Annotated in this window: 22 protein-coding genes; 15 read left to right on the forward strand and 7 right to left on the reverse strand. The window is 66.7% G+C overall.

Annotated elements, in window-relative coordinates:
- Nucleotides 1-274: 274 nt before the first annotated feature.
- Nucleotides 275-1,159, forward strand: coding sequence for a carbohydrate kinase family protein (locus tag D580_RS0113005; protein ID WP_038043719.1), 885 nt, complete (start codon nucleotides 275-277; stop codon nucleotides 1,157-1,159).
- Between the two features lie 80 nt (nucleotides 1,160-1,239).
- Here D580_RS0113005 and D580_RS0113010 read toward each other — a convergent pair whose 3' ends face one another.
- Nucleotides 1,240-1,635, reverse strand: coding sequence for a DoxX family protein (locus D580_RS0113010; protein WP_018954809.1), 396 nt, complete (start codon nucleotides 1,633-1,635; stop codon nucleotides 1,240-1,242).
- A 173-nt stretch (nucleotides 1,636-1,808) separates the two neighbouring features.
- Here D580_RS0113010 and D580_RS0113015 point away from each other — a divergent pair, with 173 nt between their 5' ends.
- The 3 genes from D580_RS0113015 (at nucleotide 1,809) to D580_RS15625 (ending at nucleotide 6,921) form a co-directional block, all read left to right on the forward strand.
- Nucleotides 1,809-3,617: a DEAD/DEAH box helicase gene (locus tag D580_RS0113015; RefSeq protein ID WP_018954810.1), complete on the forward strand. Its 1,809-nt coding sequence runs from the start codon at nucleotides 1,809-1,811 to the stop codon at nucleotides 3,615-3,617.
- A gap of 135 nt (nucleotides 3,618-3,752) precedes the next feature.
- The gene (locus tag D580_RS0113020) at nucleotides 3,753-4,175 is read left to right on the forward strand and encodes a class 1 fructose-bisphosphatase (protein ID WP_018954811.1); all 423 of its coding nucleotides are present in this window, start codon (nucleotides 3,753-3,755) and stop codon (nucleotides 4,173-4,175) included.
- A gap of 199 nt (nucleotides 4,176-4,374) precedes the next feature.
- Nucleotides 4,375-6,921: an EAL domain-containing protein gene (locus D580_RS15625; protein WP_051081819.1), complete on the forward strand. Its 2,547-nt coding sequence runs from the start codon at nucleotides 4,375-4,377 to the stop codon at nucleotides 6,919-6,921.
- Nucleotides 6,922-7,113: 192 nt separating this feature from the next.
- On the opposite strand, the gene radC is transcribed toward D580_RS15625, so the two are convergent.
- Together radC and D580_RS0113035 are read right to left on the reverse strand one after the other, a co-directional pair.
- Nucleotides 7,114-7,785 carry a RadC family protein gene (gene radC / locus D580_RS0113030; RefSeq protein WP_018954813.1) on the reverse strand — a complete coding sequence of 224 codons (672 nt, stop codon included), beginning with the start codon at nucleotides 7,783-7,785 and terminating at the stop codon, nucleotides 7,114-7,116.
- A 95-nt stretch (nucleotides 7,786-7,880) separates the two neighbouring features.
- Nucleotides 7,881-9,185, reverse strand: a complete 1,305-nt coding sequence (locus D580_RS0113035) for an MFS transporter (protein ID WP_018954814.1) — start codon at nucleotides 9,183-9,185, stop codon at nucleotides 7,881-7,883.
- A 238-nt stretch (nucleotides 9,186-9,423) separates the two neighbouring features.
- Between D580_RS0113035 and coaBC the strand changes: the two genes are divergently transcribed.
- The 3 genes from coaBC to argB all read left to right on the forward strand — a co-directional run bounded on the left by coaBC (nucleotide 9,424) and on the right by argB (nucleotide 12,231).
- Nucleotides 9,424-10,662, forward strand: coding sequence for a bifunctional phosphopantothenoylcysteine decarboxylase/phosphopantothenate--cysteine ligase CoaBC (gene coaBC, locus D580_RS0113040; RefSeq protein WP_018954815.1), 1,239 nt, complete (start codon nucleotides 9,424-9,426; stop codon nucleotides 10,660-10,662).
- 79 nt (nucleotides 10,663-10,741) lie between these two features.
- Complete coding sequence (gene dut, locus D580_RS0113045) at nucleotides 10,742-11,194, forward strand: dUTP diphosphatase (RefSeq protein WP_012636695.1); 453 nt, start codon at nucleotides 10,742-10,744, stop codon at nucleotides 11,192-11,194.
- Nucleotides 11,195-11,343: 149 nt separating this feature from the next.
- Nucleotides 11,344-12,231, forward strand: coding sequence for an acetylglutamate kinase (gene argB / locus D580_RS0113050; RefSeq protein WP_018954816.1), 888 nt, complete (start codon nucleotides 11,344-11,346; stop codon nucleotides 12,229-12,231).
- Between the two features lie 79 nt (nucleotides 12,232-12,310).
- On the opposite strand, the gene D580_RS0113055 is transcribed toward argB, so the two are convergent.
- Complete coding sequence (locus D580_RS0113055) at nucleotides 12,311-12,934, reverse strand: DUF4124 domain-containing protein (protein ID WP_026289973.1); 624 nt, start codon at nucleotides 12,932-12,934, stop codon at nucleotides 12,311-12,313.
- A gap of 83 nt (nucleotides 12,935-13,017) precedes the next feature.
- On the opposite strand from D580_RS0113055, the gene D580_RS0113060 reads away from it, so the two are divergent.
- Nucleotides 13,018-13,773: a sulfite exporter TauE/SafE family protein gene (locus D580_RS0113060; RefSeq protein ID WP_018954818.1), complete on the forward strand. Its 756-nt coding sequence runs from the start codon at nucleotides 13,018-13,020 to the stop codon at nucleotides 13,771-13,773.
- Complete coding sequence (locus D580_RS0113065) at nucleotides 13,773-14,153, forward strand: VanZ family protein (protein WP_018954819.1); 381 nt, start codon at nucleotides 13,773-13,775, stop codon at nucleotides 14,151-14,153. The genes D580_RS0113060 and D580_RS0113065 overlap by 1 nt, the downstream gene beginning before the upstream one ends.
- Before the next feature lie 41 nt (nucleotides 14,154-14,194).
- Here D580_RS0113065 and pyrE read toward each other — a convergent pair whose 3' ends face one another.
- Entirely contained in the window at nucleotides 14,195-14,836 is a 642-nt protein-coding gene (pyrE, locus tag D580_RS0113070) for an orotate phosphoribosyltransferase (protein ID WP_018954820.1), read from the reverse strand.
- A gap of 89 nt (nucleotides 14,837-14,925) precedes the next feature.
- On the opposite strand from pyrE, the gene D580_RS0113075 reads away from it, so the two are divergent.
- Nucleotides 14,926-15,711 carry an exodeoxyribonuclease III gene (locus tag D580_RS0113075; protein ID WP_018954821.1) on the forward strand — a complete coding sequence of 262 codons (786 nt, stop codon included), beginning with the start codon at nucleotides 14,926-14,928 and terminating at the stop codon, nucleotides 15,709-15,711.
- A gap of 191 nt (nucleotides 15,712-15,902) precedes the next feature.
- The gene (locus D580_RS0113080; protein ID WP_018954822.1) at nucleotides 15,903-17,264 is read left to right on the forward strand and encodes an AmpG family muropeptide MFS transporter; all 1,362 of its coding nucleotides are present in this window, start codon (nucleotides 15,903-15,905) and stop codon (nucleotides 17,262-17,264) included.
- Between the two features lie 117 nt (nucleotides 17,265-17,381).
- Here the strand turns inward: D580_RS0113080 and D580_RS0113085 are convergent, their stop codons facing one another.
- Both D580_RS0113085 and D580_RS0113090 read right to left on the reverse strand, forming a co-directional pair.
- Nucleotides 17,382-17,831, reverse strand: a complete 450-nt coding sequence (locus D580_RS0113085) for a YybH family protein (protein WP_018954823.1) — start codon at nucleotides 17,829-17,831, stop codon at nucleotides 17,382-17,384.
- Nucleotides 17,831-18,247: a YybH family protein gene (locus D580_RS0113090; RefSeq protein WP_018954824.1), complete on the reverse strand. Its 417-nt coding sequence runs from the start codon at nucleotides 18,245-18,247 to the stop codon at nucleotides 17,831-17,833. Before D580_RS0113090 ends, D580_RS0113085 begins: the two co-directional genes overlap by 1 nt.
- Nucleotides 18,248-18,335: 88 nt before the next feature.
- On the opposite strand from D580_RS0113090, the gene D580_RS0113095 reads away from it, so the two are divergent.
- The 4 genes from D580_RS0113095 to hemF all read left to right on the forward strand — a co-directional run bounded on the left by D580_RS0113095 (nucleotide 18,336) and on the right by hemF (nucleotide 20,812).
- Nucleotides 18,336-19,208: a PfkB family carbohydrate kinase gene (locus D580_RS0113095; RefSeq protein WP_018954825.1), complete on the forward strand. Its 873-nt coding sequence runs from the start codon at nucleotides 18,336-18,338 to the stop codon at nucleotides 19,206-19,208.
- Nucleotides 19,205-19,531 carry a Rieske (2Fe-2S) protein gene (locus tag D580_RS0113100; protein ID WP_018954826.1) on the forward strand — a complete coding sequence of 109 codons (327 nt, stop codon included), beginning with the start codon at nucleotides 19,205-19,207 and terminating at the stop codon, nucleotides 19,529-19,531. Before D580_RS0113095 ends, D580_RS0113100 begins: the two co-directional genes overlap by 4 nt.
- On the forward strand, nucleotides 19,528-19,704 hold the full coding sequence (locus D580_RS15630) for a hypothetical protein (RefSeq protein ID WP_018954827.1): 177 nt from the start codon (nucleotides 19,528-19,530) through the stop codon (nucleotides 19,702-19,704). The genes D580_RS0113100 and D580_RS15630 overlap by 4 nt, the downstream gene beginning before the upstream one ends.
- A 193-nt stretch (nucleotides 19,705-19,897) precedes the next feature.
- Nucleotides 19,898-20,812: an oxygen-dependent coproporphyrinogen oxidase gene (gene hemF / locus D580_RS0113110; RefSeq protein WP_018954828.1), complete on the forward strand. Its 915-nt coding sequence runs from the start codon at nucleotides 19,898-19,900 to the stop codon at nucleotides 20,810-20,812.
- The last annotated feature ends 51 nt before the right edge of the window (nucleotides 20,813-20,863 follow it).

Below are 20,863 nucleotides of genomic sequence, written 5' to 3' on the forward strand. Positions count from 1 at the left end.
CGACACCCCGGAGACCGCCTTCGACAATGCCGACCGCGCCTTGTACGAGGCGAAGAATTCCGGGCGTAATCGCTGTGTGTTGCATTGAAGGTTGTTATTGGTCAGTGGTCAGTTGTCCGTTGTTGAAAAACCCTTGACGCGACGTCCGTGTGATTCAGTCTTTTGACAACTGACAACTGACAACTGACAACTGACAACTGACAACTGACAACTGACAACTGACAACTGACAAACCCCCTTTGCCCTTGCCGCCCTACCCCCGTAAGCTGTTGGCATGACTGCCAAGCGCACGCCTCCGGGCCCCGTCGTGTTCGGCGAGGTCCTGTTCGATTGTTTCCCTGACCGTCGCGTCCTGGGCGGTGCCCCCTTCAATGTTGCCTGGAACCTGCACGGTCTGGGACAGGCGCCGCTGTTCGTGGGTGCCGTGGGTGAGGATGACAACGGTGCCGAGGTGCGACGCACCCTGTCCGCGTGGGGCATGGATCTGTCCGGATTGCAGCAGGACCCACTGCATCCCACCGGCACCGTGCAGGTGCGCATCGAAAACGACGAGCCCAGCTACGAGATCGTTCCCGATCAGGCCTACGACCATATCGCCCGTGAACCGGCCCTCAAGGCCGTGGCGGGGCGTGAACAGGCCATCCTCTATCACGGCAGCCTGGCGCTGCGTCAGCGGCAATCCCGCGACACGTTGCTCGCTCTGCGCGAGCATCTTCGCGCAAGGGTGTTCCTGGACGTGAACCTGCGTGCGCCCTGGTGGGATGCGCGCGGTGTCCACGAACTCATGCAAGGCGCCACCTGGGTCAAGCTCAACGAGCAGGAACTGGATGCCCTGGTCAAAGACGATGGCGAGGGGCTGAAATCAAAGGCGTGGCACTGCCTGCAACGCTTCGATCTGGCTGCACTGATCGTCACCCGCGCAGCGGAGGGCGCCCTGGTGGTGAGCCGCGAGGGACGCATGTTGTCCCGAAGCGCGCCCCCCGTGGACGGTCTGGTGGACACCGTGGGCGCGGGCGACGCCTTCAGCGCCGTGACGCTCATGGGCCTGATGCACGGCTGGGATTGGGAGGAGATCCTGGATCGTGCCGCCGGATTCGCGGCGAAGGTGTGTACCTTGCGCGGGGCGACCAGTCAGGAGAAAGGGTTTTATCGATTGTGAGGCGTGAGGCGTGAGGCGTGAGGCGTCGGCAAGGCAACCTGTCCAACTACACACCTATCACCTCACGCCTATCCCCTTCCTTACCTGTTGTTGACGCTCAGTCTGCCCGGCCCCATGAACGCGATGGCCACGGCACCGAACAGGAACAGACCCTGCAGTTCCAGGGCCCAGCCGCCGTGGCGGGTCAGGTCGAACAGCTGGTGGGGATGGGCCAGGGCGATGGCCACCACCATGGTGAAGACGATCAGCGCTGCGCCGATGCGGGCGTGCCAGCCGAGGATCACCAGGATCGGCGCCAGCACCTCGCCCACGTACACGCCGTAGGCGATGAAACCGGGCAGGCCGACACCCTGGAGCATGCCCTCGATGCCGCTCACGCCGTTGAAGATCTTGTGGATGCCGTGCATCAGGAACAGCACGCCGAGGCTGACGCGCAGGATGAGTTTGCCCAGGTCTTCCGCCATGCCGTATGTCATCCCGTACCTCCACCGAGCCGGATTATTGTTATCAGGGGTTGAACCAAACCCCGCGAGTGTGGCCCAACCCATCCACGGCGTCAAAAGCCCCGGCAAACGGGCGCCGAACCCCCTATAATGTCCCCAGTCTTCCCATCATCGCGGCGCTTCCGCGCCCCCTGGATCACCTCAAATTGAATACCGACAATGACACCGTGGCCGGCTTTGACGCCCTTGGCCTGAACCCCGCCGTTCTGAAGGCCCTGACCGATACGGGCTATGAAGCGCCCACGCCCATCCAGGCCGAGGGCATCCCGCCGCTGCTGGCCGGACGCGACCTGCTGGGCCAGGCCCAGACCGGCACCGGCAAGACCGCCGCCTTCGCCCTGCCCGCCCTGTCGCGCCTGGATCTCAAGGACAACCGCACCCAGGTGCTGGTGCTGGCGCCCACCCGCGAACTGGCCATCCAGGTGGCGGAGGCCTTCCAGACCTACGCCCGGCACCTGCCCGGCTTCCACGTGCTGCCCATCTACGGCGGCCAGCCTTACGGCATCCAGCTCAAACAGCTGAGTCGGGGCGCCCAGGTGGTGGTGGGCACGCCGGGCCGCGTCATGGACCACATGCGCCGCGGCACCCTCAAGCTCGACGCCCTGCGCACCCTGGTGCTGGACGAGGCGGACGAGATGCTGCGCATGGGTTTTATCGACGACGTGGAGTGGATCCTGGAGCAGACCCCGGCCTCCCGCCAGGTGGCCCTGTTCTCGGCCACCATGCCCGAGGTGATCCGCCGGGTGGCCCACACCCACCTGAAAGAGCCGGCCGAGGTGCGCATCCGTTCCGCCACCACCACGGCCACCACCATCCGCCAGCGCTACTGGCGGGTCAGCGGGCTGCACAAGCTGGATGCGCTCACCCGGTTGCTGGAGACCGAGCCCTTCGACGCCATGCTCATCTTCGTGCGTACCAAGACCGAGACGGTGGAGCTGGCCGAGCGGCTCACCGCCCGGGGCCATGCCTGCGAGGCCCTGAACGGTGATGTCCCCCAGAACCAGCGTGAGCGAGTGGTGGAGCGTCTCAAGAAGGGCCAGCTGGACATCCTGGTGGCCACCGACGTGGTGGCCCGGGGCCTGGACGTGGAGCGCATCAGCCATGTGCTGAACTACGACATCCCCCACGACACCGAATCCTACGTGCATCGCATCGGACGCACCGGCCGCGCCGGGCGCACCGGCGAGGCGATCCTGTTCGTGGCGCCCCGGGAGCAACGCATGCTCAAGGCCATCGAACGGGCCACCCGCCAGCCCATCGAGCCCATGCACATGCCCACCGCCGGCGACGTCAACGCCCAGCGCATCGCCCGCTTCAAGGAACGCATCAACGAGGCACTGGGTTCCGACGACCTGGAGCCGTTCCTGGAACTGGTGACGGACTACCAGCAGGAGACCGGTGCAGAGCCCCTGGAGATCGCCGCCGCCCTGGCCCGGCTCGCCCAGGGCAAGGAGCCCCTACTGCTGGACGAACGCGCCCCGCCGCCGCCCCGCGCCGAGTTCACGCCCCGCCCGGAGCGCGACACCGGCCGCGCGGAGAAGCCCAGGCCGCGCAAGTCGGGCGCTCATTCGGAGGCGCCGCTGCCGCTCAAGGGCCAGCCCGACGTGGCCATGGAGCGCTTCGTGGTGGACGTGGGTCATGCCCACGGCCTGAAGCCCGGCAACCTGGTGGGTGCCATCGCCAACGAGGCGGGTCTGGACAGCCAGTACATCGGCCACATCGACATCGGCGACGAGACCACCACCGTGGACCTGCCCGCCGACATGCCCCGCCCCCTGCTCAAGCACCTGCAGGGGGTCTGGGTGTGCGGCCGCAAGCTGGGTCTGCGCCCCTTCGGCGAGCCATCCCCCGCCCAGGCGCACAAACGGGGTCCCAAGGGACCCAGGCGACCCGCCGGCTCCGCCGCGCGCAAGCCGGCGCCGAGAAAGACCCTGTCCAAGCCACGCAAGGGTTAAATCAGGGCCTGATCCGGGACGGTCCTATACTCAAAGGGCAGCGGGGGACACTCCGCTGCCCTTTTTGTTGGCGCTGAACGTGTCCGTCCCGGACCTGCCAGCGCGCCGCATCCGTCATCAGCGGGAGAGACCGGCATGAGCATCCACGGCCGCAGCTACCGGGTCATCACCCTCAACGAGGGCAATCACGTGCACTTTCCCGAGGGCGTGAAGGCCTACATCCGCCATTGCCAGAAGGACGATCCGGCCACCGGCCGTCCCTACACCTCCCGCTACATCGGCTCCCTGGTCTCCGATTTCCACCGCAACCTGCTCAAGGGCGGCATCTTCATCTACCCGCCCACCGGTGCGGCGCCCAAGGGCAAGCTGCGCCTGGTCTACGAGTGCAACCCCATCGCCTTCGTGGCGGAGCAGGCCGGCGGCCGGGCCAGCGATGGGGTTGGCCGCATCCTGGAGCGCAAGCCCGTGGACCTGCATGAGCGGGTGCCGTTCTTTGTGGGGTCCCGGGACATGGTGAGCGAGGCGGAGCGATTCCTCGCCGATCCGCCGCCGCGCTGATACCTGTCGTCATCTGGCCGCTCGACCGGCCGCAGCGACCATGCGTCGCCTGGGGGCGGCCCGGATCAGACAAAACATTCCATTCGATATGGTTTTTGGGCAAGATTGGAAAAAAACCCCCGAAATTCAGGGGGTCGGTAAATGGATTTCATGTGTCGGGACAGGTTCAGCCCGTCCCGGGCATGCCTGGGGAGACAACATGCCACCAAGCCTGAAGCCGGCCTTGTCGCTGGGCCCCTTCGCCCTGGGCCCCGCAGTGGCGTTGCTGATCCTTCTGTTGATCCCCATCCTGGTGTGGCTTACGGGCGCGGAACTGCCCCAGGTGATTCCTGCCAGGCACATGGTGGCCTTCCACACGGCGGTGGAGATGTTCGCCGTGGCAGTGGCGATCCTGGTGTTCGCCGTGGGCTATCACGTGCTCGACGAACACCGCGCCTGTGCCTCCCTGATGCTGGCCTGTGCCTTTCTGGCGGTGGGGCTGCTGGATTTCCTGCACCTGATGGCCTACCCGGGCATGCCGGACCTGGTCACGCCCAACACCTCCCACAAGACCCTGATCTTCTGGCTGGCGGCGCGCCTGGTGGCCGCCGTGGCCATCCTGCTGTACGTCATCCTACCGTCCAGCAGCCACGAGGAGCGGGTGCACCGGCGCCTGTTCCTGATCGGCGCGCTGGTGCTGGTGGCCGGCGTGGCCTACGTGGGCATCTGGCGGCCCCACTGGGTGCCGGCCCTGTTCCTGCCCGGCGAGGGTCTGACCGGCCTCAAGGTGTCCCTGGAGGCCCTGGTCATCGCCCTGCACGTCCTGACGTTGGGCATCATGGCCCTGCACCCGGAGATCCGGCGTCGCTCCGGCATGGGTCTGCTGGCGGGCGCCCTGGTGCTCATCATCGCCAGCGAACTGTATTTCATGATCTACCGGGATCTCACCGATACCCTGTTCGTGCTGGGACACGTCTACAAGGTCATGGCCTACCTGCTGATCTACCGGGGCATGTTCCTGGAGAGCGTGCACCGGCCGGTGGAACGGCTGGAGGCCGCCCGCCAGGTGATCGAGGCGCGGGAGCGCCGCTACCACCAGCTGGTGGACACCGCGCCGGACGGCGTGGTCGTCACTGACGCCCAGGGCCGGATCCTGCTGGCCAACCGCAACATGGAAGCCATGTTCGGCTACCCGGCGGAGGAACTGGTGGGCAGGCCGGTGGAGTGTCTGATGCCCGAGCGCTACCGGGCCCAGCACGAGGCGCACCGGGAGTCCCTGATGGAGAACTGGCGGCCCAGGGCCATGGGCAAGGTCGCGGACCTGGTGGGCATGCGACGGGACGGCAGCGAGTTTCCCCTGGACGTGAGCCTCAACACCTTCGAGGATGAAGCCGGCAAGCGTGTCACCGCGTTCATCCGGGACATCACCGAACGCAGGGACCACGAGGAGCGCATTCGGCACCAGGCCACTCACGATGAACTGACGGGCCTGCCTAACCGCCTCTTGCTGGCCGATCGCCTGGCCCAGGCCCTGGCCCACGCAGGGCGTCATGGGACCAAGGTGGCGGTTATGTTGCTGGACCTGGACAACTTCAAGCTGGTCAACGACAGCATGGGTCACCTGGAGGGTGATGCGGTGCTGCAGGAGGTGGCGCGCAGGCTCACCGGGTCGCTGCGCGGGGAAGACACCGTCGCCCGGTTCGGCGGTGATGAATTCATCATCCTGTTGTCCGACGTCTGCCGGGAGACCGATCTGGCCGCCGTGGCTGGCAATATCCTCAAGACCTTCGAGCGCCCCATCCAGATCCGCGAGGGGCATGTGATCAATGCCAGCGCGAGCCTGGGCATCGCTCTGTATCCCGACGACGGGACCGACGAAGAGACCCTGGTGCGCTATGCCGACATGGCCATGTACGAGGCCAAGCAGAGCGGGCGCAACACCTACGCCTTCTTCTCCGAGCGGCTTGATAGCCAGGTGCACGAGGAACAGCGTCTGGTGGAACGCCTCAAGTGTGCCTTGGCACAGGAGCGCTTCCAGCTGCATTACCAGCCCCTGGTGGACGTGGCCAGCGGCGAGATCATCGGGGCCGAGGCCCTGCTGCGCTGGCATGACGAGGAGCTGGGTCCGGTCTCGCCGGCGCGTTTTGTGCCCGCCGCCGAGGCCAACGGCCTGATCGTACCCCTGGGCGACTGGGTGCTGCGCGCGGCCTGCGAGCAGGCGGCACGTTTCGCGGCCCAGGGCCTGTCCCTGCGGGTGTCCATCAACCTGTCCGCCATGCAGTTCCGCCAGCAGGACCTGGTGGACAAGCTGCGCGCCGCCCTTAAGGCCAGTGGTGCGTCGCCCGATCGCCTGGATGTGGAGGTCACCGAGACCGTGGCCATGGCGGACGTGGGCCTGGCCAGCCAGCAGCTGCAAGGGCTCAAGGCCCTGGGCGTGAGCATCGCCCTGGATGACTTCGGCACGGGCTATTCTTCCCTGGCCTATCTGAAGGACCTGCCCATCGACCGGCTCAAGATCGACCGCTCCTTCGTGCAGGACATCGGCAGCGGCCGTCAGGCGGACATGATCCTGCGCGCCATCGTGCAACTGGGTCACAGCCTGGACCTGCGCGTGGTGGCCGAGGGCGTGGAGACCGAAGCGCAGCTCAGCTTCCTGGACGGCCTGGGTTGCGACGCCTACCAGGGCTGGCTCCACTCCCGCGCCATGCCGGCCAGCGATCTCTTGGGTTTTCTGGAGACCGGGCGCAGCCGGGTCAGGCAGCACTGAAGCACAGTGCAAGTCAGCCTGGGCCAGAACGCTGGCCGCCGTCTTCCAGAAGAAGCGTCACCATAGGGCGGGCCATGCCCGCCGTTACCCGCAGGTTTGTGGTCAGCAGGCGGGCACGGCCCGCCCTATGGCTCAGCGAGGCAGGTCGAGAGACGGCAGGCATCGCGCTAGGTGGCTGGTGTGTTATTCGGGCTAGAGCAAGCCCCGCTCGGCAAAGGACACCAGCGAATCCCCCACCACCACGTGATCCAGCACCCGGATGTCCACCAGGGCCAGGGCCTCGCGCAGGCGCCGGGTGATGGCCTCGTCTGAGCGCGAGGGCTCGGCCACGCCGGAGGGATGGTTGTGGGCCAGGATCAGCGCGGCGGCGTTGTGGGCCAGCGCCCGGCGTACCACCTCCCGGGGATGCACGCTGGCGCCGTCGATGGTGCCCCGGAAAAGCTCCTCGAAGGCGATCACCCGGTGGCGGTTGTCCAGGAACAGGCAGGCGAACACCTCGAAGGGGTAGTCCCGCAGGCGCGCCGCGAGGAAACGGCGGGTGTCGTCGGGGCTGGTGAGGGCATCGCCCCGGGCAAGGCTTTCAGAGAGGTGCCGGCGGCCCATCTCCAGCACGGCCTGGAGCTGGGCGTACTTGGCCGAGCCCAAGCCCCGGGCAGAAGAGAAGCTGACAAGGTCTGCCTGCAACAGCGGGCGCAGGCCGCCGAATCGCGACAGCAGTTCCCGGGCGAGATCCACGGCGGTCTTGCCGGCCACGCCAGTGCGCAGAAAGATGGCCAGCAGTTCGGCATCGGACAGGGCCGCCGCGCCGCGGCTCAGGAGCTTCTCCCGCGGACGCTCGTCGGCGGGCCAGTCGGTGATGGGCATGAACGCACCTCCATATGCGATATTCAATATTCAATATTCAAGATTCAAAGGGGCATGTCCAGCCCTTCTTTGAATCTTGAATCTGCAACTTTGAATCAGCCTTTGACGGTGATGTTCCGGCAGCGGGTCTCGGTGAAGAACAGGCTGGCGAGCACCGCCAGGCCGGCGAAGCCGAGCAGCAGCAGGAGGCCGTGTCGGTAGTCGGCCAGGCCGTAGACCGGCACGCCGGCGACCGTCTGCCCGTCCCAGCCCAGGTCCAGCACCCAGCCGAACAGGGGCTGGAACAGGGCGGCGCCGAGGAACAGGCCGGTGTTCACCAGGGCGATGGCCATGCCGGAGAGGGCGGGGGCGGTGACCTCCTTGGCCTGGGCGTAGGCCACCACGAAACAGCCGGCGGACAGGCCCAGGGCGGTGAACAGGAGGTAGCCGGAGGCGCCCGGGCCCCAGGGCAGGAACAGGAAGGCGGCGCAGACGGATGCATAGGCCAGTGCCCCGCCGGTGAGCACCGGACGGCGCCGGCCCAGGCGGTCGGAGAAGCTGCCCGCCACCAGGCAGCCCAGGGCGAAGGCGACCATGGCGGCGGTGGTGTAGCCGGAGGCATCGCCGCGGCTCAGGCCGTGCACGTCCCGCAGCAGGGGGATGGCCCACAGGCCCACGAAGCCGAACAGGGAGCCGGTCACCCCGAAATCGTAGACGAAGCCGGGCCAGAGGCGCCGGTGGGCGATCACATCCCTCAGATCCCGGAGCCAGTGCTGCTGGCGCGGCGCGTGGGCGGGCAGGCCTTCCATCTCGCGCACCGAGGGAAAGCCCAGATCCTCGGGGCGGTTGCGCACCTTCCACCAGGAGGCCAGGGCCAGCCCGATCGCCACCACGCCCAGGGCCACGAACACGCTGCGCCATTCGTAGTGCACCAGCACCAGGGCCAGGGGGCCGGTGGCGGCGATGGCCCCCAGGTTGCCCAGCAGCAGGGTGACGCCGCTGATGGTGCCGTAGTTGCGCTCGCTGAACCACACGCTGTTGCTCTTCATGAGCCCCACGAACACCACCGAGACCCCGAGCCCCACCAGGAAGCGGCCCGTGCTCGCCACCGCGAAGGTCTCCGCCAGGCCGAAGGTGATGGAGCCCACCCCGGCGACCAGGTTGCCCAGCATCACCGCGTAGCGGGCCCCCAGGGTGTCCGCCAGCACGCCGGCGGGGATCTGCATGGCGGTGTAGATGTAGTAATACATGGCCGCCAGGGAACCCAGCGCGGCGGCGCTGATGCCGAAGGCGGCGGACAGGTCCCCGGCCACCACGCCCGGCGCCATGCGGTGAAAGAACACCAGCATGTAGGCCAGGATGAGCAGGGAGTAGATGGTCCAGCGGGTCTGCTGGAAGCGGGGCGGGTAGGCGTAGCTCATGGGGGGCGCCGGATCGGATATGCGCGCAGCATACCTGATCGGGTGCCTGGGTTTAAAAGCCTGACAGCGAACCACGTGGCACGCGAAGGTTTTCGCGAACGGCGCCATGGTTTTTTCCATCTCAAGATTTTCCTTCGCGTCCTTTGCGAGACCTTTGCGCCCTTTGCGTTCCGGCTTTTGACTTTCAGGCCAACAAACCAAGGTTCCCAAACCCGCCGCCCGGCCATAGACTGGTGGGATGTCCACGCTTGCCCAGAAACGCATCCTGCTCGGGGTCACCGGCGGCATCGCGGCCTACAAGGCCTGCGAGCTGACCCGGCGGCTGCGCGATGCCGGGGCGGAGGTGCGGGTGGTGATGACCCGCTCCGCCACGGAGTTTGTCACGCCGCTCACCTTCCAGGCCCTGTCCGGGCAGCCGGTGCGTACCGCCCTGTTCGACCCGGAGGCGGAGGCAGGCATGGACCACATCGCGCTGGCCCGCTGGGCGGACGCCATCCTGGTGGCCCCGGCCACGGCGGATTTTCTGGCGCGCCTGGCCCAGGGTCAGGCCGATGAGCTGCTGTCCACCCTGTGCCTGGCCAGCCGCGCGCCCCTGTGCGTGGCACCGGCCATGAACCAGGCCATGTGGGCCAACCCCGCCACCCGGGCCAATGTGCAGACCCTGGCCGAGCGGGGTGTGCGCCTGCTGGGTCCGGGATCGGGCAGCCAGGCCTGCGGCGAGACCGGCGAGGGTCGCATGCTGGAGGTGCCGGAGCTGGTCGCGGGCCTGGAGGCGGTGTTCGCCACCGGCGCCCTGGCCGGCCTGCAGGTGCTGGTCACCGCCGGCCCCACCCGTGAGCCCCTGGACCCGGTGCGTTATCTCAGCAACCGCAGTTCCGGCAAGATGGGCTACGCGGTGGCCCGCGCCGCCCGTGAGGCGGGCGCCCGGGTGACCCTGGTCACCGGCCCGACGGCCCTGATTGTGCCCGAGGGGGTCGAGGCGGTGCGGGTGGAGACCGCTGCCCAGATGCTGGAGGCGGTCATGGCCCGGGCCGGTGCGGCCGACGTGTTCGTGGCCGCCGCAGCCGTGGCCGACTACCGCGCCGCCTCGGTGGAGACCCACAAGATCAAGAAGCAGGCCGAGCACCTGAGCCTCGCGCTTGAACGCAATCCCGACATCCTGGCCACGGTGGCCGCCCTGCCCGGGGGTCCGTTCACCGTCGGCTTTGCCGCCGAGACCCGGGACCTGGAGCGCCACGCCCGCACCAAGCTGATGAAGAAAGGCCTGGACCTGATCGCGGCCAACGATGTCTCCAACGGCCAGGGATTTGACGTGGACGAGAATGCCCTGACCCTGCTCTGGCCCGGCGGCGGCACGACACTGGAACGCCAGCCCAAGGAGCGGCTGGCGCGGCAGCTGGTGGCGGTGATCGCGGAGCGCATGGGAGAGGCGAATGAGGCGAATTCAAGATTCAATATTCAAGATTCAAAGGGTTGAGCGCTCGCTCGATGAATCTCATTGCATCCCCTGAACCCGTCTCCTTTGAATTTTGAATCTTAAATTTTGAATGGGACTTATGAAGATCGACGTCAAAATCCTCGACCCCCGCATCGGCAAGGAGATCCCCCTGCCCACCCACGCGACCCCCGGTTCCGCCGGCATGGACCTGCGCGCCTGCGTGGAAGGGCCGCTCACGCTGGCGCCGGGCGATACCCAGCTCATCCCCACGGGCATCGCCATCCATATCGCCGATCCGGGACTGGCGGCCATGATCCTGCCCCGTTCGGGCCTGGGCCATAAGCACGGCATCGTGCTGGGCAACCTGGTGGGCCTGATCGACTCCGACTACCAGGGCCAGCTGTTCGTCTCCTGCTGGAACCGGGGCCGCGAGCCCTTCGTGATCCAGGCCGGCGAGCGCATCGCCCAGCTGGTGATCGTGCCCGTGGTGCAGGCGGAGTTTCAGGTGGTGGAGTCCTTCGAGGAGAGCCACCGGGGGGAGGGGGGGTTCGGCTCCTCCGGGAGGCACTGAGCTGAAGTAGGAAGTAGGAAGTGTGAATTGGGAAGTGAGAAGTTGTGGTTTACTTCCGACTTCCCAATTCACACTTCGCACTTCTGTCCCTACTTCTCTTTTACAATGGCCGCCAAGCGTCGGCATCCCTCACAGGCTAACGAAGATTTATGAACCAGCAATCCGCCACCACCACCGCCCGCGTCCTCATCGAGGCGCTGCCCTACATCCAGCGCTTCTCCGGCAAGACCATCGTCATCAAGTACGGCGGCAACGCCATGGTGGACGAAAACCTCAAGCAGGGGTTTGCCCGGGATATCGTGCTGCTCAAGCAGGTGGGCCTCAATCCGGTGGTGGTGCACGGGGGCGGGCCGCAGATCGGCAAGCTGCTGGAACGGCTCGGCAAGGAATCGCGATTCGTGGACGGGCTGCGGGTGACCGACAGCGAGACCATGGACGTGGTGCAGATGGTGCTGGGCGGGCTGGTGAACAAGGAGATCGTCAATCTCATCAACCGCTACGGTGGCCGTGCCGTGGGGCTCACCGGCAAGGACGGCGGCCTGATCCATGCCCGGCGCCTGGCCCACGTTCGCGCCACCGAGAACGCCGACGCCCCGGAGATCATCGACCTGGGGCACGTGGGCGAGGTCTCGGGCATCGACCCGGCGGTGGTGCACATGCTGGATTCCGGGGACTTCATCCCGGTGATCGCCCCCATCGGCGTGGGCGAAGACGGCACCGCCTACAACATCAACGCGGACCTGGTGGCGGGCAAGATGGCCACGGTGTTGGGCGCGGAGAAACTCATCCTGCTCACCAACACCAGCGGCGTGCTGGATCCACAGGGCAAGCTGCTCACCGGGCTGACCGCCCGGCAGGTGGACGAACTGATCGCCGACGGCACCATCCACGGCGGCATGATCCCGAAGATCCGCTGCGCCCTGGATGCGGTGAATTCCGGCGTGAAGACCGCCCACATCATCGACGGGCGGGTGGAGCACGCGGTGCTGCTGGAGCTGTTCACGGACAAGGGCGTGGGCACGCTGATCCGGAGTTGAATGGGGAAATTCAAAATTCAAGATTCAAAGCTGGGGCAATTCCTTTGAATGTTGAATCTTGAACTTTAAATCGCAGTGATCACCTTCCCGCCGCCTTGAGTTCCCGCAGGCGCTTGAGATCGGCGTCGAACTGTTCCACCAGCCGCTCCCGTTCCAGCTGACGTTCTTCCAGGTGCCGTTGCTGTACCAGGATCTGGCGCTGGGTGGAGGCGATGTCCTGTTCCAGGCCTTCCGGAATCTCGCGCTCCTGGGCGGCAAGCCGGCGGCGCCGTTCTTCCAGGTTCGTCTGCTGCTGTTCCAGGGTGCGGATCTTCTCGCGGGTGATGCTGATCTGGCTGTCCACCATGGCCAGGCGGTCGTCCCGGGCGTTGAGGAGTTCACGCTCGGTGCCGAAGCTTTGCAGCAGCACGCGGTCTCGGCGTTCCTGTTCCTCACGGGCCTGGCGCTCCGCCTCGGCGCGTGCCTGTTCCTGGCGCTGCTGCTCCAGTTCTTCCTCGGTGCGCGCCCGCTCCAGGGTACGCACCGTGATGCCGCGATCGTCGATCACGCGGCGTTCCTGGCGCGCGGCCTCGGGCGGCGGTGAATCGGTGTAATGCACGACGCCATGCTCGTCGGTCCAGCGGTACATCTGGGCCTGGGCGGCGGTTGCCGCCATGAGGGCCGCTAGGCTCCCGACGATCAGCATGTTGCGTACAACGTTCATGGTTACCCCTGTGTTACGCTCTCTCGCGCCCTGCAGGATTGCGGGGCGCGAACTCCTGATTCCTAGCCTGGCGTCCCTGCACCTTGTCTATTCTGGACCAGACCCTGCTGTTCGTCATCGCCCTGATGGCCAACCTGCTCTCCGCCCTGTCCGGTGGCGGTGCGGGACTGGTGCAGTTGCCGGCACTGATCTTTCTCGGCCTGCCCTTTGGCGTGGCTTTGGCTACCCACAAGGTCGCCAGTGTCGCGCTGGGCCTGGGCGCAACCCTGCGCCACCTCAAGGAAAACACACTCGAGCGCCGCTTTACAGGCTTCATCCTGATCACCGGTCTGCCCGGGGTGATGATCGGCGCCAGTTTTATCCTGCAGGTGCCTGAAAGGGCAGCGGAAATCGCCCTGGGCCTGCTGACCATGGGGCTTGGGCTCTATTCGGTGCTGAGCCCCGGGCTGGGACAGGATTATCTGCCGCGAAATCGCAGCCGGCGGGGTTACCTGCTGGGCGGTGTCGGGCTGTTCCTGATCGGGGTGCTGAACGGCTCGCTCACCTCCGGTACCGGGCTGTTCTGCACCCTGTGGCTGGTGTACTGGTTCGGCCTGGACTACAAGCGCGCCGTGGCCTACACGCTGGTGCTGGTGGGCATCTTCTGGAACGGTACCGGTGCCCTGGTGCTGGGCGTGCTCGGGGAGATCCGCTGGAGCTGGCTGCCGGCCCTGATCGCGGGCTCGCTGATCGGCGGTTACCTGGGGGCGAGCCTGGGCATCCGCCACGGCAACCTTTGGATCAAGCGCGCCTTCGAGGCGGTGACCCTGCTGGTGGGCCTGAGCCTGATCCTGAAATAATGCCGCACCGAAACCTCGCCTACCGGCTGCTGTTCGACGCCTCTTGGACGGGGGTGCGCCGGCTCGTCTTCTGGAGTACGGTGCTGCTGCTGATCGCGGGCAGTCTCATGCCCGCCGCCCACATCCCCGACACGGGCCTGTCGGACAAGGCGGGCCACCTGCTGGGCTATGCCGTGCTGACCCTGGCGGGCCTGCTGGCCTATCCGCAACGGGTATGGCGGGTGTTGCCGGGGGTATTCGCCCTGGGCGTGGCCATCGAGCTGGCCCAGCACCTCACCCCGAGCCGCAGCTTCGAATGGCTGGACATGCTGGCCAACGGCGCCGGTGTGCTGCTGGGCTTCGCCCTGGTGTGGTGGCTGAGACGATTGCGCGGCGTTTGAAGGTCCTTTCTTGCCTCTAGCAACTCGCCTCTGGCGCCTTCCTAAACGCCGTACTGTGCCCTGTATGCCTCCACGGCCTTAAGGTGTTCGTCCAGGCCGCCCTGCTCGCGCATGAACTCGATGAGATCCCCCAGGGAGGCGATGTTGATCACCTTGAGGCCGTATTCCGCCTCCACTTCCTGGATGGCCGAGTGTTCGCCCTTGCCCCGTTCCTGGCGGTTGAGCGCGATGACCACGCCCACGGGCTCGGCGCCGGCGGCACGGATGATGTCCACGGATTCGCGGATGGCGGTGCCGGCGGTGATCACGTCATCCACGATCAGCACCCGGCCGGTGAGCGGCGCGCCCACCAGGGAACCGCCCTCGCCGTGGTCCTTGGCCTCCTTGCGGTTGAAGCACCAGGGCAGGTCGCGGTCGTGGTGCTCGGCCAGCGCGATGGCGGTGGCGGCGGCCAGCGGGATGCCCTTGTAAGCGGGGCCGAACAGCATGTCGAACTGCGCCCCAGACTCGCTGATGGCCTGGGCGTAGAAGCGCCCCAGCCGGGCCAGGTCGGAACCGGTGTTGAACAGGCCCGCATTGAAGAAATACGGGCTGACCCGGCCGGACTTGAGGGTGAATTCACCGAAGCGCAGCACGCCGCGCTCCAGGCAGAAGGCGAGAAATTCGGACTGGTAGGTTTTCATGGGGTGGAAGGTACAAGGTAGAAGGGCAAAGGTACAAGGGGGGCGTGGCGACTTTCCCTGCCGGCCCGGTGCCAGTAAGCTGCGCAGCCATGCGCATCATCACCCTCAATGCCAATGGCATCCGTTCCGCCGCCCGCAAGGGCTTCTTCAACTGGCTCAAGGATCAGGACGCGGACGTGGTCTGCATCCAGGAGACCAAGGCCCAGGAACACCAGCTGGGGGATCAGACCTTCTGGCCGGAGGGTTACAGCACCTACTACTACGATGCGGAAAAGAAGGGCTACAGCGGTGTGGCCCTGTACTGCCGCAGCAGGCCGGATCGCATCATCACCGGGCTCGGTTCCGAGGAGTTCGACCAGGAAGGGCGCTACATCGAGGCCCAGTTTGGCAATCTGTCGGTGATCTCCCTGTACCTGCCCTCCGGTTCCTCCAGCGAGGAACGCCAGTCCGCCAAGTTCCGCTTCATGGATCTGTTCCTCGGCCACATGAAGGCCCTGAGGCGCAAGCGCCGGGAATACATCGTGTGCGGCGACTGGAACATTGCCCACAAGCCCATCGACCTGAAGAACTGGAAGAGCAACCAGAAGAACTCCGGCTTCCTGCCCGAGGAGCGCGCCTGGTTGGACACCCTGTTCGACGAGCTGGGCTGGGTGGATGCCTTCCGGGTGGTCAACACGGAACCGGACCAGTACACCTGGTGGTCCAACCGGGGCCAGGCCTGGGCCAAGAACGTGGGCTGGCGCCTGGATTACCAGGTGGTCACGCCGGGTCTCAAGGACAAGATCCGTTCGGCGAGCATCTATACCGAGCAGCGTTTCTCCGACCACGCACCGCTGAGCATGGATTACGATCTGCCGTTTCCGCCGGATCTCTGAAGGATTTGCCGCAGAGCCGCGGAGGCGCAGAGAAAATCAATTGGACAGGATTAACAGGATTTACAGGATTTCAAACAAACTGAAAGACTTGGCTCAAATCCTGTTAATCATGTAAATCCTGTCCCGTCTTTTGCAGTCTCTGCACCTCGGCGTCTCTGGGGCGAATCCCTTGATAGGTAACAACATCGACCATGAACGCCTGGCTTGAGAGTCTCAGGGTCTACTACGACCGGCGCATGCTCACGTTGCTGGCGCTGGGGTTTTCCTCGGGCCTGCCGGCGCCACTGGTGTTCAGCAACCTGTCCATCTGGCTGCGGGACGAAGGCGTCAGCCGCACGGACATCGGCCTGTTCGCCCTGGCCACCACCCCCTATGCCATCAACTTCCTGTGGGCGCCGCTGGTGGACCGCATGCGTCTGCCCTGGCTCACGGCCCGTTTCGGGCGCCGGCGCGGCTGGGCCCTGTTCGCCCAGGGCTGGCTGATCCTGGCCATCGGCCTGATGGCGCTCACCAATCCCTCCGGCAACCTCATGGCCGTGGCCCTGGCAGCCCTGTTCGTGGCCTTCGTCTCCGCCACCCAGGACATCGTCATCGACGCCTACCGCATCGACGTGCTGGAGCCCCACCAGTACGGCGCCGGTTCGGCGGCCGCCATCTGGGGCTGGCACCTGGGCGGCACCCTGGTGGGTGGCGCGGGCGGCCTGTACCTGGCCGCGAGCCTGGGCTGGAACGTGGCCTACGGGGTACTGGCGTTGGCCATTGGCATCGGCGTGATCGCCATCCTGGTCTCACCAGAGCCCAGGGCCCGGCCCACCGAGGAGACCCTGGCCCGGGAACGGCGGGTCTCCGAGCGCCTGCACCACCTGCACTGGCTGCGCGGACGCCTGGCGGACCTGGCCGCCTGGCTCTACGGCGCGGTGGTGGCGCCGTTTGCCGACTTCATGCGCCGGGACGGCTGGGTGCTGATCCTGGTGTTCATCTTCGTGTTCAAGTTCGGCGATGCCATGCTGGGGCGCATGTCCGGGGTGTTCTACCGGGAGATGGGCTTCTCCCTCACGGACATCGCCAACGTCTCCAAGGTCTACGGCCTGGCCGCCAATGCCTTCGGCATCCTGGTGGGGGGTTACCTGGTCTACCGCCTGGGGGTGATGAAGTCCCTGTTCCTCGCCGGCTTCGCCGCCGCCAGCACCAACCTCACCTACTCCTGGCTGGCCATGTCCGGGCACGACATGACCGTGTTCAAGATCGCGGTGATGAGTGACAACTTCACAGGGGGGCTGGCCACCGTCGCCTTCGTGGCCTACCTCTCCAGCCTCACCAACGTGGTCTACACCGCCACCCAGTACGCCCTGCTGGCGTCCCTGGGCAACCTGGCGCGCATCTGGCTGTCCGCCTCCAGCGGCTGGATGGTGGACCAGCTGGACGGCGACTGGGTGGTGTTCTTCGCCATGACCGCAGGCCTGGCCCTGGTGGGCCTGCCGCTGCTGCTGATCCTGATGTGGCGCTTCCCCAGGCCCGAGCCTGAACGGCGCAGCAATAACGGCAGTGGCTAGTGGCTAGTCTCAAGTGGCAAGGGAAAACCCCCTCTCCCTCAGGGAGAGGGTCGGGGTGAGGGTGGTTTCCCTTGCCACTTGAGACTAGCCACTAGCCACTTACAACTAGCCACTGCCTTAATGCGTGCGATTCCCGCCGCCGCCCGCCAGGAAGTCCGGCGGTGCCTCCACGTGGGGTTCCCGGGGTCCGGGGGAGGCGTGGTGCTGCACCATGCGCCAGCCGTCCAGGGTGCGCTGGTAGACGTTGGTGACCCGGATGATGCCGCTCACCCCGGTGTCGCCCGAGCGGGTGATGTGCTCCTCGCCGCTGTGCACAGCCAGATCCGCGGTGACGGTGCGCACCACGTGCTTGAGCTCCAGCTTGATGTCCAGTTCCCGGGCGAACACGTGCAGCCAGCCCTCCAGCACCGCCGGGTAGCCGCGCAGCAGGTGTCCGCCGACGGGATGCATGCAGACGATGTCCGGGTGCTCCAGCCACACGTCCATCATGGCGTCCAGGTCCGCCGCCTGGAAGGCGGCGTAGTAGGCGGCTTCCGCCTCGTCCGGGGTGGCGTAGCGCTGGGGCATCAGTGGATCCCGCCGGGCGCGGGCGGTTCCACCTGTGGCGGGCTGGGGTCGGCGACGGCGTGGTGCAGGATCATGTGCCAGCCCGACTCGTCCCGGCGATAGACATTGGTGGCCAGGGCCACGCCCCGCAGGGCACCGTCCACGTAGAGGTTCTCCCGCAGGATGTGCACGGCCAGATCGCCACTCACCCGCGCCCGCCGGTCGCTGAGGCGAAAACGCAGCACCGGTCCGCCGGCGAGTATCGAGGCCCAGCTGTCCATCACCGCCGCCACCCCGTCCAGGCGCTCGCCGCCCGGGTGGATGCAGCAGATGCCCTTGTCGTCCGCCCAGACGGCACGCATGGCGTCCAGGTCGGCCCGTTCGAAGGCATCGTAGAAGGCCGCTTCGGCCAGTTCCGGGGTGTCAAAGTGGCTCATGGCTGGGATGGGCTTGAAGGGTGGCTACACGGATGAGAACTTCATGGTAGGTTAAGCCCCCGTTCCCCCGCCCACAACCACACGCCCCATGTCCCACATCCTCGCCATCGGCATCGCCACCCTGGATATCGTCAACACCGTGGACCAGTACCCGGCCGAGGACGAGGAGCTGCGTGCCAGCGCCCAGCGGGTGGTGCCCGGCGGCAACGCCGCCAACAGCGCCTGGGTGCTCTCGCAGCTGGGTCACCGGGTCGACCTGGCGGCGGTGCTGGCCCGGGAGCCCGACGGCGAGCGCCTGGCGGGTCTGCTCAGCGCACGGGGCATCGGTCTGGAGCACTGCGCCTGGCGCGAGGGGCGCACCCCCTGCTCCTACATCACCGTCAATGCCCGGAACGGTTCGCGCACTATCGTCCACTACCGGGATCTGCCGGAACTGGACGCCGCGCACCTGGCGGGGGTGCCCGTGGAGCGCATGGACTGGGTGCACCTGGAGGCCCGGGACGGCTTCATCACCGGTGCCATGCTGCGCACCCTGCGCGAACGCCTGGTGGATCAGCCGGTGTCCCTGGAGGTGGAGAAGGAACGCCCGGGGGTGGACCGGCTGTTCGGCCTGCCCGACGTGATCCTGTTCTCCCGGCCCTTTGCCCGGGGCCGGGGCTTCGAGTCCGCCGAGGCGTTTCTCAGGGACATGGGCGGGCGCTGCCGCAAGACCATCCTGGTGTGTACCTGGGGCGAGGCCGGGGCCTGGGCCCGGGACGGGGCGGGGCGGCTGCACCACGTCCCCGCTGTGGCCCCGCCCCGGGTGGTGGACACCCTGGGGGCCGGGGACACCTTCAACGCGGGTCTTATCCACGGCCTGGCCTCCGGGCGCACCGTGCCCGAGGCGCTGGACTTCGCCGTGCGCCTGGCCGGACGCAAGGTGGGCCAGGCGGGCCTGGACGGTCTGGGGGGTGCGTCGTGAAGCCCCTGTGCCATCTCAAGGACCTGGAGGCCACCGGCGCCCTGGGGCTGACCGTGGACCTGGGCGAGGGACCCGTGGGCATCTTCGTGGTGCGTCAGGGCAGGACCGTGCGCGCCTATCTCAACCGCTGTCCGCACAGGGGCACGCCCCTGGAGTGGCAGGACCACCAGTTCCTGGACGACGAGGGTGCGCTGATCGTCTGTGCCACCCACGGCGCCCTGTTCCGCATCGAGGACGGCCTGTGCGTGGCCGGGCCCTGCAAGCGCCAGTCCCTGTCGCCCGTGCCGGTGCGGGTGGAGGGGCAGGCGGTGCTGCTGCCGTGAGCCTGCTGCGCTACCTGGCCCTGCCGGAGCGCATCGACACCGCTGCCGTGCCCTACGACTGGTACCGGGACCTGATCGTTGCCGGTGCCCGGTTCCTTGACGTGCCCGAGGACTACGTGCGGGGCATCGAGGCCCATGGCTGTGTGCCGGATCCGGACCCGGCGCGGGCCTAGCTCAATCGCCTGTTGCTGGAGGAGGTTGTCCCGCTGGCGGTCTCCCTGATGAGGGGGAGACAGGAAGGTGCTGCGGCTATACCCTTGCCTGGGAGCGGGACAGACACAACCCACAGGCCAAGCATTGCCAGACATGTCAACGAGCAAGCCCCGTTGCTGGGCATCCACGCCGAAAAGAGAGACAAAACCCGATATGACAGAACAAGCCCGCATCGAACCCGTTATCGACTACCTCACCGGTCTGCAGGACCGCATCTGCCAGGGCATCGCCGGGGCCGATGGCGCGGCTGAGTTCAAGGAGGACAGCTGGACCCGGGAGGAGGGCGGCGGCGGGCGCAGTCGGGTGCTCACCGAGGGTGCGGTGTTCGAACAGGCGGGCATCAATTTCTCCCATGTGACCGGTGCCAGCCTGCCGCCCTCGGCCACCGCCCATCGCCCGGAACTGGCGGGCCGGCGTTTCCAGGCCACCGGCGTGTCCCTGGTGATCCATCCGCGCAACCCCTACGTGCCCACTTCCCACGCCAACGTGCGCTTCTTCATCGCCGAGAAGGAGGGTGCCGAGCCCATCTGGTGGTTCGGCGGCGGCTTCGACCTGACCCCCTACTACGGCGAGGACGAGGACTGCGTGCACTGGCACCGGGTGGCGAAGTCAGCCTGCGAGCCCTTCGGCCCGGAGGTCTACCCCCGCTACAAGCAGTGGTGCGACGAGTACTTCTTCCTCAAGCACCGCAACGAGCCCCGGGGCGTGGGCGGTCTGTTCTTCGACGACCTCAACGAGTGGGGCTTCGAGAAGAGCTTCGCCTTCATGCGAAGCATCGGAGATCACTACCTGGATGCCTACCTGCCCATCGTGGCGCGGCACAAGGACACCCCCTACGGGGAGCGGGAGCGGGACTTCCAGCTCTACCGACGGGGCCGCTATGTGGAGTTCAACCTGGTCTACGACCGGGGCACCCTGTTTGGCCTGCAGTCCGGCGGGCGCACCGAGTCCATCCTCATGTCCCTGCCGCCCCTGGTGCGCTGGCGCTACAACTGGCAGCCGGAACCGGGCACGCCGGAGGCGCGGCTGTATGAGCATTTCCTCAAGCCGAGGGAATGGGTGGAGTAGGAGGATTCAAAATTCAAGATTCAAAATTCAAAGGTAGGGGCACGCGTCTTT

The sequence above is a fragment of the Thioalkalivibrio sulfidiphilus genome, assembly GCF_000377945.1.
Classification (GTDB): domain Bacteria; phylum Pseudomonadota; class Gammaproteobacteria; order Ectothiorhodospirales; family Ectothiorhodospiraceae; genus Thioalkalivibrio_A; species Thioalkalivibrio_A sulfidiphilus_A.